This window comes from Candidatus Thiodiazotropha sp. LNASS1 (genome assembly GCF_964212655.1).
Taxonomy (GTDB): Bacteria; Pseudomonadota; Gammaproteobacteria; order Chromatiales; family Chromatiaceae; genus Thiodiazotropha.
The window spans coordinates 654,482-668,871 of sequence record NZ_OZ156465.1; the positions used below are offsets into that span (position 1 = coordinate 654,482).

At 52.4% G+C, this 14,390-nt stretch carries 17 protein-coding genes; 10 read left to right on the top strand and 7 right to left on the bottom strand.

Features of this window, described 5'->3' with window-relative positions:
• Positions 1-67: 67 nt before the first annotated feature.
• From AB8516_RS02795 to AB8516_RS02810, 4 genes are all read right to left on the bottom strand, one after another.
• Positions 68-280 (bottom strand): hypothetical protein, encoded by a 213-nt coding sequence (locus AB8516_RS02795; RefSeq protein ID WP_108295516.1) that lies wholly within the window; start codon positions 278-280, stop codon positions 68-70.
• Between the two features lie 47 nt (positions 281-327).
• Positions 328-1,527 carry an RtcB family protein gene (locus AB8516_RS02800; protein WP_369157859.1) on the bottom strand — a complete coding sequence of 400 codons (1,200 nt, stop codon included), beginning with the start codon at positions 1,525-1,527 and terminating at the stop codon, positions 328-330.
• 11 nt (positions 1,528-1,538) lie between these two features.
• Positions 1,539-2,486, bottom strand: a complete 948-nt coding sequence (locus AB8516_RS02805) for a hypothetical protein (RefSeq protein WP_369157861.1) — start codon at positions 2,484-2,486, stop codon at positions 1,539-1,541.
• A gap of 238 nt (positions 2,487-2,724) precedes the next feature.
• Complete coding sequence (locus AB8516_RS02810) at positions 2,725-2,862, bottom strand: SEC-C metal-binding domain-containing protein (RefSeq protein WP_369157863.1); 138 nt, start codon at positions 2,860-2,862, stop codon at positions 2,725-2,727.
• Between the two features lie 839 nt (positions 2,863-3,701).
• On the opposite strand from AB8516_RS02810, the gene AB8516_RS02815 reads away from it, so the two are divergent.
• Positions 3,702-4,328, top strand: coding sequence for a DNA-binding protein (locus AB8516_RS02815; RefSeq protein WP_369157865.1), 627 nt, complete (start codon positions 3,702-3,704; stop codon positions 4,326-4,328).
• 95 nt (positions 4,329-4,423) lie between these two features.
• Here the strand turns inward: AB8516_RS02815 and AB8516_RS02820 are convergent, their stop codons facing one another.
• Both AB8516_RS02820 and AB8516_RS02825 read right to left on the bottom strand, forming a co-directional pair.
• The gene (locus AB8516_RS02820) at positions 4,424-4,873 is read right to left on the bottom strand and encodes a phage tail protein (RefSeq protein WP_369157867.1); all 450 of its coding nucleotides are present in this window, start codon (positions 4,871-4,873) and stop codon (positions 4,424-4,426) included.
• A 12-nt stretch (positions 4,874-4,885) separates the two neighbouring features.
• Positions 4,886-5,350, bottom strand: a complete 465-nt coding sequence (locus tag AB8516_RS02825) for a phage tail protein (protein WP_369157869.1) — start codon at positions 5,348-5,350, stop codon at positions 4,886-4,888.
• 451 nt (positions 5,351-5,801) lie between these two features.
• Between AB8516_RS02825 and AB8516_RS02830 the strand changes: the two genes are divergently transcribed.
• Entirely contained in the window at positions 5,802-6,092 is a 291-nt protein-coding gene (locus AB8516_RS02830; protein ID WP_369157872.1) for a hypothetical protein, read from the top strand.
• A gap of 543 nt (positions 6,093-6,635) precedes the next feature.
• On the opposite strand, the gene AB8516_RS02835 is transcribed toward AB8516_RS02830, so the two are convergent.
• Entirely contained in the window at positions 6,636-7,373 is a 738-nt protein-coding gene (locus AB8516_RS02835; protein WP_069128265.1) for a Crp/Fnr family transcriptional regulator, read from the bottom strand.
• Positions 7,374-7,782: 409 nt separating this feature from the next.
• Between AB8516_RS02835 and AB8516_RS02840 the strand changes: the two genes are divergently transcribed.
• From AB8516_RS02840 to AB8516_RS02875, 8 genes are all read left to right on the top strand, one after another.
• On the top strand, positions 7,783-8,235 hold the full coding sequence (locus AB8516_RS02840; protein ID WP_369157874.1) for a cytochrome c: 453 nt from the start codon (positions 7,783-7,785) through the stop codon (positions 8,233-8,235).
• A 36-nt stretch (positions 8,236-8,271) separates the two neighbouring features.
• Positions 8,272-9,711, top strand: coding sequence for a cbb3-type cytochrome c oxidase subunit I (locus AB8516_RS02845; RefSeq protein WP_069128267.1), 1,440 nt, complete (start codon positions 8,272-8,274; stop codon positions 9,709-9,711).
• A gap of 391 nt (positions 9,712-10,102) precedes the next feature.
• Entirely contained in the window at positions 10,103-10,891 is a 789-nt protein-coding gene (gene cobA, locus AB8516_RS02850; RefSeq protein ID WP_369157878.1) for a uroporphyrinogen-III C-methyltransferase, read from the top strand.
• Complete coding sequence (locus tag AB8516_RS02855) at positions 10,863-11,180, top strand: cytochrome c (RefSeq protein WP_369157880.1); 318 nt, start codon at positions 10,863-10,865, stop codon at positions 11,178-11,180. The genes cobA and AB8516_RS02855 overlap by 29 nt, the downstream gene beginning before the upstream one ends.
• Before the next feature lie 2 nt (positions 11,181-11,182).
• Positions 11,183-12,349: a cytochrome D1 domain-containing protein gene (locus tag AB8516_RS02860; protein WP_369157882.1), complete on the top strand. Its 1,167-nt coding sequence runs from the start codon at positions 11,183-11,185 to the stop codon at positions 12,347-12,349.
• Positions 12,350-12,351: 2 nt separating this feature from the next.
• Positions 12,352-12,837 carry an Lrp/AsnC family transcriptional regulator gene (locus tag AB8516_RS02865; protein ID WP_369157884.1) on the top strand — a complete coding sequence of 162 codons (486 nt, stop codon included), beginning with the start codon at positions 12,352-12,354 and terminating at the stop codon, positions 12,835-12,837.
• Positions 12,828-13,385, top strand: coding sequence for an AsnC family protein (locus AB8516_RS02870; RefSeq protein WP_369157887.1), 558 nt, complete (start codon positions 12,828-12,830; stop codon positions 13,383-13,385). The genes AB8516_RS02865 and AB8516_RS02870 overlap by 10 nt, the downstream gene beginning before the upstream one ends.
• Before the next feature lie 14 nt (positions 13,386-13,399).
• Positions 13,400-14,389 (top strand): hypothetical protein, encoded by a 990-nt coding sequence (locus AB8516_RS02875; protein WP_369157889.1) that lies wholly within the window; start codon positions 13,400-13,402, stop codon positions 14,387-14,389.
• Position 14,390: the final 1 nt, after the last annotated feature.

Here is a 14,390-nt window from a genome sequence, read left to right on the forward strand (position 1 = left end):
GTATTAAAAAGTTATACTGATAAATCAAAGCATATATTTTATTACAAATATAGTAGCTTTTTATGATTCAAATCAGAAAGAACTGAATTACACTGCTGTTGGCACAGGTGCATGGTCTTCTCTCAGTACACTTTAATGCACTCAGAGAAAACCATGCCTTGCGCAGGTTCTGTTTAGCCTTACGGCGGTGTGCCTTGTTGGTTTTGTCATGCACACCCCCCTTACGCAGCATCGGATGGTTATGCAATAGATTTCGTGGTTTGCGTGTTTTGTTTTTCATCTCAATTTCCTCTGTATTGAAATAAATGGGCCGGTGCCCCGGCCCACTTATCCCTTGACGCACAGCACCTGTTTCAGGGTGTGCACCACTTCAACCAGATCGCTCTGGTTCGCCATCACCTGGTCGATATCCTTGTAGGCGCCCGGGATTTCGTCGATGACTCCCTTGTCCTTGCGGCATTCAACCCCCCGTGTCTGGGATTCGAGATCCTCCCGGTTGAACTGCCGCTTTGCCTTGGAGCGCGACATACGACGTCCGGCACCGTGTGAGCAAGAGCAGAAGGACGCTTCATTGCCCTTGCCACGTACAATGTAGGACTTGGCGCCCATAGATCCGGGGATGATCCCCAATTCTCCTTCGCCAGCACGAATCGCACCTTTGCGGGTGACATAGACATCAGCACCGAAGTGATGCTCCTGCACCACATAGTTGTGGTGGCAGTTGATCGCCTCCTTGGTGATTGAAAAGGGCGGCAGCTGCAGAGCCAGGGCATCCAGGATATGCTGCATCATTTCGCGGCGATTGATCATGGCGTAATCCTGAGCCCAGGCAACAGCTTCGACATAGTCATCGAAGTGCTGCGCCCCCTCAGTGAAGTAGGCCAGGTCCCTGTCGGGCAGCCTTCCCAGCTGATCGCCCATATCCTTGCGCGCGAGATTGATGAAGTAGCGTCCAATGACGTTGCCGATGCCGCGGGAACCGGAGTGCAGCATTACCCATACCGCCTCGTTTTCATCCAGACAGAGCTCGATGAAGTGATTCCCGCCACCCAGGGACGCCAGTTGGCGAACCCAGATGTCGTAGGGACGCTTTCGCTGCATCTTGGCGATTGCAGGATGCTTGCCGAGGATCTGATCCAAGCGCTTGGCCAATGGAACAATGGTTGAGCGCTTTACCGGATCACGGTCATGCATACCGAATCCAACCGGAATCGCCTGTTCGATACGATTACGCAGCATACGCAAGCTGTCAGGCAATTCAGAGGTGGTCAGGGAGAGCCGGATGGCGTTCATACCGCACCCGATATCCACCCCGACCGCTGCCGGCACGATGGCGCCTCTGGTGGGGATCACCGAGCCGACGGTGGCGCCTATACCCGCATGGACATCCGGCATCGCCGCAACATGGTGATGGATAAAGGGCATCTGGGATACGTTCACCAACTGGTTTAGTGCCGTCGATTCGGTATCCCCGGTCCAGATATGGACCGGCACCCTGCCTTTGTTGAGTGTTTGTAGAATAGGCATAGTCATATTCCTTATAGTTCAAGTTTATAAAAAAGGGGTTCGATTTTCCCTCGACGCAAACGTTTGATTGTGCGTCTGTCACTGAGCATGCCGGGTAATTGTTCCGTCTGTTCGAAACAGAACTGCCTCGGCAGAGCACTGTACAGCGACTTAGGGGGCAGGTAGTGGTCGTTGATGCGTTTCAGGTAGTTCCCGACTTTCCAGCTGTGATACCAGATATGTTTCAATCCCAACTCTCTGTTGACGAAATCCACAGTGGCAGCGAGCATGGCCTGACTCCACTCCTTAAGCAGCGGTTCCACGAACTCAAGATAACGACGTGCCGATGCGGCGGTTGTTTTGAAATCGCCACAATCCATTACATGCTCGTCCCTGTCACACCTGTTGAGCCACTTATGCAGCCAGGCGACATCTCTGACCCAGTCACTTTGAACCTCTTCAATCAAGACCTCATCTCTGCCGAGATCGATATCGAGACGTGACCAGGCCAGGGTCTCCCGGTAATAACTGCGATCACCCCTTCCCAACACCGGATGACCCCAATAGTTGAAGACACCATCCCGGGTAGGGTGGATCAGTTTCTGCAAAAGGCTGTCATGCTGGTGATTGAAATTGAGTCGCAGTACCAGGTTGACGCCTGGTCGCGATGTTTGCGCATAACGGTCTGATTTACTCCCCCACACACCTGTAGTGACCAGGTAGGTGGTGCTTGGCTCCTGCCAATAGCTGACTAATAGATCGCTGTTTAAGCGTCCATTGCCACAGTTGCTCAGTAGAGGGGCGATAGAGGATTTGTTCAGCAGCCTTCCAAAGTTGGATCCCTTCAAGGTTTGAATGGTCGCATGCCGCTTGACCGCAATCTGCAGCAGTTGCACTGCATAATAGTCACGGCAGTATGGATAGAGGGTTCTCTCCTTGGAAAGACATGCCAACAGCTCCCGTATGTCGTTCTGGTCCATGATTGTACTCCTTTATTGTTTGGGCGCAGATTGGTTGGTGACAAATGGGTATATGGATTTCATTCATAGTCGACTCCCGAACTTATCAGATTGATGAACCCAACCGCTGTCACTCGATTATTTATTGAAGACCTGGATCATCCATCAGCTGTTGAACCTGAATGGATGAGCAACTTATGGTCTGAAATAGCTGTTTCTGTTGGCGCCATCATAGTGTTTGCTTTGTAGGCAACACCGCTTAAAACCTAAGGCCCGAACCGCAGGGGCATGGATCGTTACGGCCAAGCTTTTCCGTCAGCTCTTTGTTGCCATGAACTATACGGATACCCCGCTTTACCCTTGTCTCAGAGGGATAACCTTTACGTCGCTTGCTCATGACCTCAAAAGGAGTGTTGCATCTTGTCGCGTCTTATGGTTTTCATGTCACACCTCCTGAATAATATGATTGAAATATGGGTGGGAAAGGGGCGTTCGAACACACAACCAACTCTATCTGGACTTGTTGCGTCTTCTAATTGCGATACATCCCCATGGAAAGATATGTGGATAGATATTTCATCCACTCAAATTGGTCCGCTATCAGATGATTGCGGACCGGTGCTGCGGGAATCCGTCTCTACATCTCCCCTGACACTGCACTGCTGTGCTTATCAATAAGACTCGAACAGCAGTACTACCTCTTGTCCCTGGAACAGTCACATCGTTCCATTCCCGACCCTTAACCGAGAACGCGGGGATGAGGCTTGCTTGGTATTTGCCCCAAGCGGCCTGAATTCAGCCCTGTCCGTTTTCCGGAGAGGGCATGCAAATGATTCCAAATTGTTAAAGAGCGTCTCGAGATGTTCTCGAAATTCCCGGGCATAAAAAAACCCCCGGGGTCTACACCAACCGGGGGTTTACTATTCCGGAAGGTGTCAATTGTCATGACACCTTCTCGCAATTATTGATGAAGGCGTCAGGCCATTTCTATTGCATCCCAGTTTTCAAACGATTGGGCGGCTGAACTGACTTGAATTGACCGATACGCTGGAGACGCAGGCACGCAAGCAAACCCCGGCCGGAGGGATGCAGATATGTCGATGCTGTATTTACGTATTGGGTTCATTGCCTATTTCCGTAAGAGATGTCAGAAGCCTCTGAACGATTCAGGGCTTTCCAAAGCTTGGTGCGTAAGTATAATCGTCATTAACTGAATTGCAAGAGATAATTTTGCATATGACAAAAATTAATTCTGCCAAACACTCACGCACAAAAGATCCGATGGCCGTTAAGATCGGTAAGCGTATCGCACAGGCACGGAAGATGGCCGGGTTTAAGACAGCAAAGGCATTCAGGCAACAGCTGCCGAAGTGGCCTGAAAACAGGCTCTCATGGTATGAAGCCGGTTACTCGATGCCCCATCCCGGCCATCTGGAAATTATTGCCAAGATTACCGGCACATCGGCCTGCTGGATCATGTTCGGCCTTGGTCCAATACGCTCGGGTGAACGTGACCTGCAGGCAGTGAGACACCAGAATCTGGTCTATCTGTTTCGAGAAGCGGAAGCAGGTAAAGCTGAAACAGTCAGTAGGTTTTTGTTGGGTATCAAGCTTGAAGCCAAGCAACTGGCCAGCTATATCGACAACCCTTTCAAACATATCGGAGAACGATTAGCACGTAGGATTGAAAAGGCTTGCGGAAGGCCTCGTAAGTGGCTTGACGAACAGCATATTGAATCCGATGGACTTTGTGTCTCGTTTCCGGATGATTTACGAGAATTGATGACTCTCTATTCAGAGATGGATGTGAAGGGCAGGCAAGTACTAATCGAGCTGGCACAGACCATATTTAAACACTCCTGACCTTTTACTTGAAATTCATCCGCAATCCTTCTTCGGCCAAGTTCGGAAAATAGAACCAGAAAGCCTGGAGGGTCTGACGTGGTATTCTTGTGGGATCATTCCAGTATCAACCCTTCATGCACGATTTCAATAGTCTCAATGGCAACATCGTTAGAGCTGGCATTAAGATCACCCATTGAGTACTTTGATACCCAGGCATTACGCAGTTTCCAGGTAAATGCTGGTTGTTGTTCATCATTCAGCAGATGGATAGTCACATTGCGTCGACTGCCTGTACTGGATTGTGCGCTTTCGGTAATCCATTCGAACAAATCGAGAGTACCGATCATGCCGCGCTTTAAGGTAACAGGGCCATATTTTGTCAACCCAGGTAACTTTACCGGGCTTTCAGTGCGGTCATTACCTGCACGGTACTCAATGACCTGGATTTCCATTGAAAGGCCGCTTACCTCGCTGAAGCCCGCCCGGGCATCCTGCGGGTCGTCGCCACCAATCGAGACCAGGAAGTTAAAGGCACCATAGGGTGTTTCTGACTGGATGGCCATGGGGCTTCTCCTTTATTTGAGATCCGAATCTTGTAACCAGCATAAAGAACGGTAGCAAAGAGTTAGTGTTTCATAGGCCGGACCTGCATTCATGGCATCCAAATTCGGCCCCCGCCATGCTTCGATCCAGCAGTTGTATAGCTGCCAGCAATTGACCGGCTTATCTGTATGCTTGTCCAGCATACAAATTGTCATTGTCCGAAGGTCTTTTGCACGACAAAGATTGGCTTGGTGCCAATCGAAAAAGAAGTGATCACTATCTATTGCCCTGCGTAGCTCAATTCGATTGGTTTTGATATCAAGACACAGAAAACCAAGCAATTTCGTCAGAGGCGAGGGACGGGCAGTTGCATGTCTGGTGGAGCTTATGCCAGAGATACTCGAGAAAGCTACGTCTCTGCGTGAGCAATCAGGTTTGGAACTGTCGATGTTTACCGTGAATCGGTTGTTGAGTAACGGTAATTGATTATCAGGCATGGGTTAGGCCAATACTCCGTATTGGAAATCGTTGATTTTTCATAATCTGATTCCTATGCAATCAAAGGCTAGCAGTTGCATATGTTATGTCAATCTTACACTGTGGATTTTGTTCCCGGACTCTCTAAAAGACATTTGACCTTACAAGTGGCGAAAACACCACACAAAGAGCACTCATAGAACTGGATTGCTGATGGATTCAAGGTTGATATCTATGCCGATTTTAGCCATTGTTTCAATCCGGCGTACACTCTAAACAAGGATTAAAAAGTTGAAAAAGACGATGGTACATGTCACCGACATCCACTAAGTCAATGCTGAACGCATCAGGCTTTTAATTGAATGCTGCATACAGGCCTATAATGCCTTTTCTGATAAAGATCTTTCACACTGTGAACGGGCCAGGGTAACTGTACCTGATGGGTTTGAGTTACTGGATTGCTGGAGCGGTGTGGATAGTGTATTTGGACGGGATAAGACAGTCGAGACGTATGGTTTGGTGTTTCGGTCATCGACTGCTCCATGGCGTTATGTCTTTGCATTCCGTGGGACTGACAGTGCCCTCGATATGCTGGATGACTGTGGTGTCGAGCCACAGAAATTCATCCCGTTCGAATCGAATATCAAAGTCCCTGCCGATGTTAGTGTCGAATCTGGTTTCAACGATAATTACATGAGTGGTGATGGAGCTGTTGATCCAATGCACAAACAACTGTTCGCATTGGCCGAATTGCCCAGATAGTCGCGAACCACAAAAACCAACGGTAAATATACCGCCGGCAGATTTCAACTTGGTACCATAGCGGCATTCAATATCATGCGCGGAGAAGCGCTTCCATTCCGCATTCCGGACATCGGATATCCCCACAATATCGTTAAATGAATCAATTCTGGTCTTACAGGTAAGTACGCCAGGGTCGCAGCGAAAGAGCCCAATGGGTGTTATGAGCGAGGCAGAGAAACCCAACGTGTTCAGGCTGTAGTCGATATCCTGTCGTGTTTTCGCAAATATGCCAAATGATGAATCCCCATTGGCTTGAACGTTGGATGCAACAAGGGGGGACAGGAGTGCTATTAGAATGCTGTTCCTTACAGTCTTGAATCAGCCTTGTGACTGAAATCAGGTTGGATCATATTCTGGTTCTTGGGGTGCCATATGTTGTCGGCAGGTGGAAGGACATCTTCAGGAAATAGCATCAGTACCAGCCATTCTGCCAAAACGGCTGATCTTACTCTGTAAAAAAGCGATATATCGGACAGGTTATTGGGTCAGTGTTAACAAACCCTAGTTGAGATCGATAGATATATTCTGCCCTTTAAGTACGCAAGGTTTCTCCGGTTCCAGCCCGTAGATAGATTCCAGGTGAGCGAGAGATCTCAACAGATTTTCGTCCAACACCTGAATTTCATTGCTTTTTGTCTTGAGAATATTCTTTGTCGAGAGGTTCTGAAGAATTCTTGAAAACGTCTCAGGTTTCATTGAGAGTCGTGCCGCCAGCACTCCCTTGGCGGCAGGCAGCGTGAAGTGATCCTGGCCAACATCCTCCATTCTGTGCAACAGCAATGCGCACAATCTGGTGGTGGCACTCTGCAGAGTCAGATCATCGATCTCTTTGATGAGCCCGCGCAGTCTCTGACTCATCGTGCCCATTATTCGAAAGCAAACCTCGATTGATCCACTCAGTATCTGCAGGAAGCGTCGATTATCAAATGAGATGACTTTTGCCGGTCCAAGTGCTTCAGCGCTCACGGGATAGATGGGATGTTCCATGAACATAAGCGCTTCCGCAAAGGTATTGCCCGGCTGAATGATATCGATAATTTTCTGATCACCGTTGGATGAAACACGAAACAGTTTTATCTGTCCGCCGATCACCAGAAAAAAGCGATTTGCCTCATCGCCTGTTTCAAACAGTGATTCGCCATCCTTGAGGGTTCCTGTATGGCTGCTCTCCATGACCTGTCTGACCTGATCGTCATCCAGGGCGGAGAAAAGGTGGGCCATTCGAATGTCAATGTTCATCACTTGAAGCCAGTATCATGTCAGGGTAACACCTGGTGGTCCTTGTCATATTTGCCAGTGGATAGAACAATGTCAATTACCCAAAAAGTGTTATATCCCAACGGCCAATACCTCGTATACGGGCAGCGACTGCTGCTGAGTCTGACCGAAATTGACATTTTTCTGTTTGACAAAGATCAAGGAATCGCAATTCTATAGCACTTATCAAGGGCGTTTGTACAATCATCCGCCTACCTGTTTGGCCTGAGTTAGCCGCCTATGTGGCAGTTTTCAGCGAATGTGCACCCTTCAGGCGCTCTTCATCCTGTTGATGTCCCGATATAAACCCATTTGACACATGTCAAGGTAGGGAAGGGTGTCTGTTTTCTAATAGCGGGGACTCAATCAAGACAGGCCTGGGAGGAGAGTGATGGCACAAGCGTTCACGAAGGAGATGTCACGGAACATCTTTTACGGGGGTACGGCGTTTTTCTTTCTGTTGTTTTTGGCATTGACCTTTGACACCCATCTGGCGCTGCCGGACCGGGACAATCGCGAGGCATTGGACCCGACCACGGAGCGGGGGCAGATGATTGCCCTGGGGAAGAAGGTATGGGAGGAGAACGACTGCATCGGCTGTCACACGCTGCTGGGCGAGGGGGCCTATTTTGCGCCGGAGCTGGGCAATGTTTACCAGCGTTACGGTAACAGCAAGGAGGCGATCATGGCGTTCATCAAGGGACGTCCGGTGGAGGGGATACCGGGTCGTCGCAGCATGCCGCAGTTCAACCTGAGCGATGAGGAACTGAAGGCGGTGGCGGAGTTTCTGCAGTACAGCTCTGAGATCGACACGGCGGACTGGCCGCCGAACATTCAGGGTTAGTGGTGCACAGAGTAGAGACAAGCTGAGGAGAAGACGATGACGTTCAAATATCAATCCCAGGCGGTGGCGATGCCTTATTTTATCGCGGCCATTGGCCTGTTTGTGGCGCAGATCCTGTTTGGTCTGATTATCGGGCTGCAGTATGTATGGGGTGATTTTCTGTTTCCGGAGATTCCGTTCAACGTGGCGCGGATGGTGCATACCAATGCCTTGATCGTGTGGTTGCTGATGGGCTTCATGGGGGCGGCCTATTATCTGATTCCGGAGGAGTCGGAGACGGAGCTGCACATGCCGTGGTTGGCGACGCTGACCTTCTGGGTGTTTCTGGTGGCGGCGGCGCTGACGGTGGCGGGTTATCTGCTGGTGCCCTATGCGACGCTGGCGGAGATCACCGGTAACGATCTGTTGCCGACCATGGGGCGTGAGTTTCTGGAGCAGCCGACGATCACCAAGCTGGGGATCGTGGTGGTGGCGCTGGCGTTTCTGTTCAACATCGGCATGACGGTTCTGAAGGGCCGCAAGACGGTGGTGAGTCTGGTGCTGCTGATGGGCCTGGTGGGTCTGGCGGTGTTCTTTCTGTTCTCGTTTTTCAACCCGGTCAACCTGGTGCATGACAAGTTCTGGTGGTGGTGGACGGTGCACCTGTGGGTGGAAGGCGTGTGGGAGCTGATTCTCGGTGCGATTCTGGCCTTTGTGCTGATCAAGGTGACCGGTGTGGACCGTGAGATCATCGAGAAGTGGCTCTACATCATCATTGCGATGACCCTGATCACCGGTATTGTGGGGACGGGGCATCACTACTACTGGATCGGCACGCCGGAGTACTGGCAGTGGTGGGGCTCGGTCTTTTCCGCGCTGGAGCCGATCCCGTTCTTCATGATGACGGTGTTTGCCTTCAACATGGTGAACCGGCGGCGGCGCAACCATCCCAACAAGGCGGCGACCCTGTGGGCGCTGGGCACGGCGGTGATGGCGTTTCTGGGCGCGGGCGTGTGGGGCTTTCTGCACACCCTGGCGCCGGTGAACTACTACACCCACGGCACCCAGATCACGGCGGCGCACGGTCACATGGCGTTCTACGGGGCGTATGTGATGATCAACCTGGCGATCATCAGCTACGCGGTGCCGATTCTGCGGGGCCGCGAGGCCAACAGCGAGCAGGCGCAGGTGGTGGAGATGTGGGCGTTCTGGCTGATGACGGTGTCGATCGTCTTCATCACGCTGTTTCTGACCGGTGCGGGGATCCTGCAGGTCTATCTGCAGCGTTTCAGCGACACGCCGCTGTCGTTCCTGGTGGTGCAGGACAAGATCGCGCTGTTCTACTGGCTGCGTTTCTTTGCCGGTGTGGTGTTCCTGGGCGGTCTGGTGGTCTACATCTGGAGCTTCTTCATTCCAGGTGAGAAGACGGCGGCGGAGATGCCGGCGATGGAGCCCCAGGGTGAGGCGCGCGGCGCCGCGGAGGCTGCGGCCGGCTAGATAAACACGACTAACCGATAGCAACCCCCTGGCCGGACGGTGAGATGGCATCAACCCGTTCGGCTTTTTTATGGGCAGCCTGTGGCCTTCAGGTTATTTCCGTTTTTTTCTACTACTAAGAGAGTAATTTTGATGGCAGGAGACGGCTGTTTTCGGATAAGTGGGCAGGATAGATTCGTCCCCCATTAACCGCTTTGTATTTTAGGCGTTTTTCACTTTGATCTTTGTCAAGGATGGTTAGCCACGGAATCATAAAGTGGCTATCAGACCAATGGATCGGTGGTCATACGGAATGCATAAATCGTATGAGATCCAGTCCGGCGTCGAATCGATTTCGATAATCATGGACTTGCCGGTGCGACTCAAGCCAATACGTTGACAGGCACATCTTATGAAAACAGAAGGGGTTGTCTATCTGGTAGGTTCAGGACCCGGTGATCCGGAACTCTTGACCGTTAAGGCGTTGCGACTGATGCAGTCAGCCGATGTAGTGATCTACGATCGCCTGGTTTCACCGGAGATCATGGAGATGATCCCTTCCGGCGTCTCCCGCATTGCTGTAGGCAAGTCACCGGGCATGCACTGTGTGCCACAGCATGAGATCAACTCGCTGTTAACCCGGTTGGCAAAAAAATCCCGTACTATCGTACGTCTCAAGGGCGGCGATCCCTTTGTTTTTGGACGGGGTAGCGAGGAGGCGCTGCATCTGCGTCAGCACGGTATCCGCTTCGAAATCGTGCCTGGGATCACGGCCGCATCCGCCGTCAGCTGTTATGCCGGCATCCCCCTGACGCATCGCTCAATGAGCCGGGGAGTAAGGATGGTGACCGGTCATTTCCGCGATGGGGAGGCGCTTGATCTTGACTGGGAGAAACTGGCGGATGAGAGCGCAACCTTGGTGGTTTATATGGGTTTGTCGAATATTGAGACAATCACCCAACAGTTGATGTACGCAGGTCGTGCGGCGGAAACACCGGCAGCCGTGATCCAGGAAGGCACCACGCCCCGCCAGCGTATGGTTCAGGCAACGCTCTCTACGCTGAGTCGCGAGGTGGAACAGGCGGGACTCAGTTCACCTGTAATGATCATTATCGGTGAGACGGTGGCGCTGGCCGATCAACTTGCCTGGTACCAGACCCAGGAGATGAGCGATGAAACAACCTGTCTTGATCATTGCTAGCCTCCTGTTCCTGGTTCAGTCCGCTTCAGCCGCCGGGATTCCCGAACCGAGGCGCATCGAGCTGCTCAACCTGCTTAAACACGATTGCGGATCCTGCCACGGTCTCTCCCTGAAAGGGGGGTTGGGTCCGCCATTGACACCGGCGAACCTGCAAGGCAAACCGGTCGACTTTCTCGCTGCCACCATCCTCTATGGTCGTACGGGTACCCCCATGCCGCCATGGCGGCCATTTCTCACAAACAGAGAGGCCGATTGGCTTGCCCAGCGAATCAAAGAGGGTGTGCAATGAGAATGCGGCTTTTCACAATCATTTTCCTGCTGACCTTTTCGCCCTTGTTGAACGCCACTCAATGGAGAGGTACGGGTGATCTCGGGGTGGTCGTGGAACGGGCGGACGGAAGCCTTCAGGTCATCGAGACTACCGGTAACACCATCCTGGGTCGTATCGAGGGGTTGGGCGATCTCTCCCACGCCTCGGCCGTCTTTTCCCGGGATGAGCGGTTCGCCTATCTCTTCGGGCGGGACGGGGGTCTGACTAAAGTCGACATATTGCAACGAAAAGTGGCCGCCCGTGTCGTCCAGTCCGGAAACAGCATCGGGGGGGCTATATCACAGGACGGCCGATTGGTGGCGGTCTCCAACTACGAACCGGGCGGCGTGCGTATCTTCGATGCCGCCAGTCTGGAAATGGTGGCCGATATCCCGGCAACCTACGGAGACGGCAAACAGTCGAAAGTGGTTGGACTGGTCGATGCACCGGGTAATCGATTTGTTTTCAGCCTGTGGGATGCCGGCGAAATCTGGATGGTCGATATGAGTGATCAGGCAAAACCCGTCGTGAGGAAATTCAGGGATATCGGCCTGCAACCCTACGATGCCCTGATCACACCGGATGGCCGTTACTACATTGCCGGTCTCTATGGGGAAGACGGCCTGGCCCTCCTGGATCTGTGGAATCTGGATAAGGGGCCACGGCGGATTCTGGCTGATTACGGTAAAGGTGAGCAGAAGCTGCCGGTCTATAAGATGCCTCATCTTGAAGGCTGGGCTGTCGCAGGCAAACGCTTGTTCATTCCTGCTGTGGGCCAGCATCAGGTGTTGGTCGTCGATACCGACGGCTGGCAGGAGGTCGGTCGACTCGATGTCCACGGTCAACCCGTCTTCGTGATGGCGCGCCCCGACGGCCGACAGGTATGGGTCAACTTTGCCTTTCCCAATAACGATACCCTGCAGATCATCGACACTCAGAGCCTTGAACTGATCACCACACTGAAGCCGGGAAAAGGCGTATTGCATATGGAGTTCGAACCCCGGGGGGAAGAGGTCTGGGTCTCCGTACGCGATATCGACAGGTTGCAGGTCTACGATACAGATACCTTTTCACGTCGCGCCGATTGGCCGGTACTTAAACCCTCCGGGATCTTTCTCACTTCCCGGGCTCACCAAATTGGACTTTGATCATGGTTGCACAGAAAGAGACCATCCTAGATCGACCCTTGAACGCCTTGGAGCGTCGGTTGTTGAATGACTTCCAGGACGGTTTTCCACTGACACCACGTCCGTTCCGGACCATTGCGGAACGCGTGGGAAGCACGGAGAGTGAAGTGATGACAACGATACTCAATCTACAGTCACAGCGACTGATTAGCCGGGTGGGGCCGGTTTTCCGCCCAAATCGAGTGGGGGCCAGTACCCTGGCTGCGATGGAAGTGCCTAAGGAGCGGTTGGAACAGGTTGCCGAGATTGTCAGCAGCTATGGTGAAGTCAACCACAACTATGAGCGGGAACACAGTCTGAATCTCTGGTTTGTGGTCACCGCGGAAGACAGGAAGTCGTTAAGCCGTGTACTCAAGGAGATTGAAAAGAGGTCGGGACTTGAGGTGATTGATCTGCCGATGGTGGAGGATTTCTACATCAACCTGGGATTTCCCCTGCAATGGACTTGAGCGAACTGTCACAACTGTTGGAACCCGATCCATTGGATCTTGATCTGGTGCATGCCATTCAGGGCGGATTGCCGTTGGTTGAGCAGCCTTATGCCCAGATCGCAAGCGAATTGAATATTACAGAGGCGGAAGTCATTAGGCGTCTCGGGCGCTTGCTGGAGACAGGTGATATCAGGCGGCTTGGTGTTGTGGTACGTCATCGGGAACTCGGTTATCGCGCCAATGCCATGGTGGTCTGGGATGTGCCTGACGATCGCGTGTCCGAAATCGGTCAACTGCTGGGTCGGCAATCCTGCGTCACACTCTGTTACCGCAGGCCAAGACGCCCCGACCGTTGGCCCTATAATCTCTTCTGCATGATTCATGGCAGAAGCAGGGAGGGTGTACTGCGCAATCTGGACCGGTTGATCCATGACTGCAATCTTGGATGGATCACGCACGATGTCCTGTTCAGCCTGCGGCAGTTCAAACAGCGTGGCGCAAAATATATCAGCGAACGTGATGGATCCGTCAAGGGATCCGGTCATCTGCCAGCGGGTCTCTCTTAGGAATCGGTATCAATATGCAACAAACGCTGACATCATTTGAACGACAGTTGATCAACCGTTTCCAAGGCGGTGTGGATTTAACTAATAGACCCTTTCGCGAGATGGCCAAAGCACTCGACTCTGAAGAAGACACGGTCCTGGGATCGGTACAGTGCTTACTGGAGAGGGGTTGGCTTTCCCGCTTCGGCCCACTCTACAACGCTGAACGGCTGGGAGGCAGCCTGGTTCTCGCGGCGATGTCTGTACCCGATACGAAATTCGACGAGATAACGGAGCAGGTCAACGCATTAGCGGCTGTTGCCCACAACTATCGACGGGATCATTGGCTGAATATGTGGTTCGTGTTGGCAACCGATACCACCGACTCAATGCAGGCAACGATCCAGCAGATCGAAAACGAGACGGAACTGCGGGTTTATGCCTTTCCCAAAGAGCAGGAGTTCTATCTCGGTCTGTGGTTCGAAATGGGTGATGACGGCAGCCTCAACACCCGTTCTATTCCCGCTGTTGCAGCGACGGAGAGAGTCGACCTGGACGACCTTGACCGACGGATCATCGCCGAGACACAGCAAGGCTTGCCACTCACCCACGATCCTTGTCAAACCCTGGCGTGGCGTATCGGCTGCTGGCCGAGCGAAGTGGTTACCCGGATGGATAATATGCTGCAGTCCGGCGTTATTCGTCGTTTGGGCCTGGTGCCCAACCACTACCGCCTCGGCTTCAAAGGTAACGGTATGACCGTGTGGAATATACCGGATGACCAGTTACGCGAGGCAGGCGAGCGGATTGGCGCCATGGATTTCGTCAGCCACTGTTATGCCAGGCCGCGTCACCTGCCCGATTGGCCTTATAACCTGTTCGCCATGGTGCACGGCAGGGATCGCGGCGACGTCATGCAGAAGGTTAACGAATTGAGCCAGAAACTGAGAGAGTACAACCAGGGACATGAGGTGCTTTTCAGTTCCGCCGTGCTGAAGAAGACCGGTATGCGGCTCGCCTTTTAGG

Coding starts and splice junctions, on each gene's coding strand:
- AB8516_RS02875 (WP_369157889.1), top strand. CDS start 13,400: ATGCAACAAACGCTGACATCATTTGAACGACAGTTGATCAACCGTTTC.
- AB8516_RS02805 (WP_369157861.1), bottom strand. CDS start 2,486: ATGGACCAGAACGACATACGGGAGCTGTTGGCATGTCTTTCCAAGGAG.
- AB8516_RS02845 (WP_069128267.1), top strand. CDS start 8,272: ATGACGTTCAAATATCAATCCCAGGCGGTGGCGATGCCTTATTTTATC.
- AB8516_RS02870 (WP_369157887.1), top strand. CDS start 12,828: ATGGACTTGAGCGAACTGTCACAACTGTTGGAACCCGATCCATTGGAT.
- cobA (WP_369157878.1), top strand. CDS start 10,103: ATGAAAACAGAAGGGGTTGTCTATCTGGTAGGTTCAGGACCCGGTGAT.
- AB8516_RS02795 (WP_108295516.1), bottom strand. CDS start 280: ATGAAAAACAAAACACGCAAACCACGAAATCTATTGCATAACCATCCG.
- AB8516_RS02840 (WP_369157874.1), top strand. CDS start 7,783: ATGGCACAAGCGTTCACGAAGGAGATGTCACGGAACATCTTTTACGGG.
- AB8516_RS02835 (WP_069128265.1), bottom strand. CDS start 7,373: ATGAACATTGACATTCGAATGGCCCACCTTTTCTCCGCCCTGGATGAC.
- AB8516_RS02860 (WP_369157882.1), top strand. CDS start 11,183: ATGCGGCTTTTCACAATCATTTTCCTGCTGACCTTTTCGCCCTTGTTG.
- AB8516_RS02865 (WP_369157884.1), top strand. CDS start 12,352: ATGGTTGCACAGAAAGAGACCATCCTAGATCGACCCTTGAACGCCTTG.
- AB8516_RS02855 (WP_369157880.1), top strand. CDS start 10,863: ATGAAACAACCTGTCTTGATCATTGCTAGCCTCCTGTTCCTGGTTCAG.
- AB8516_RS02815 (WP_369157865.1), top strand. CDS start 3,702: ATGACAAAAATTAATTCTGCCAAACACTCACGCACAAAAGATCCGATG.
- AB8516_RS02820 (WP_369157867.1), bottom strand. CDS start 4,873: ATGGCCATCCAGTCAGAAACACCCTATGGTGCCTTTAACTTCCTGGTC.
- AB8516_RS02825 (WP_369157869.1), bottom strand. CDS start 5,350: ATGCCTGATAATCAATTACCGTTACTCAACAACCGATTCACGGTAAAC.
- AB8516_RS02800 (WP_369157859.1), bottom strand. CDS start 1,527: ATGCCTATTCTACAAACACTCAACAAAGGCAGGGTGCCGGTCCATATC.
- AB8516_RS02810 (WP_369157863.1), bottom strand. CDS start 2,862: ATGAGCAAGCGACGTAAAGGTTATCCCTCTGAGACAAGGGTAAAGCGG.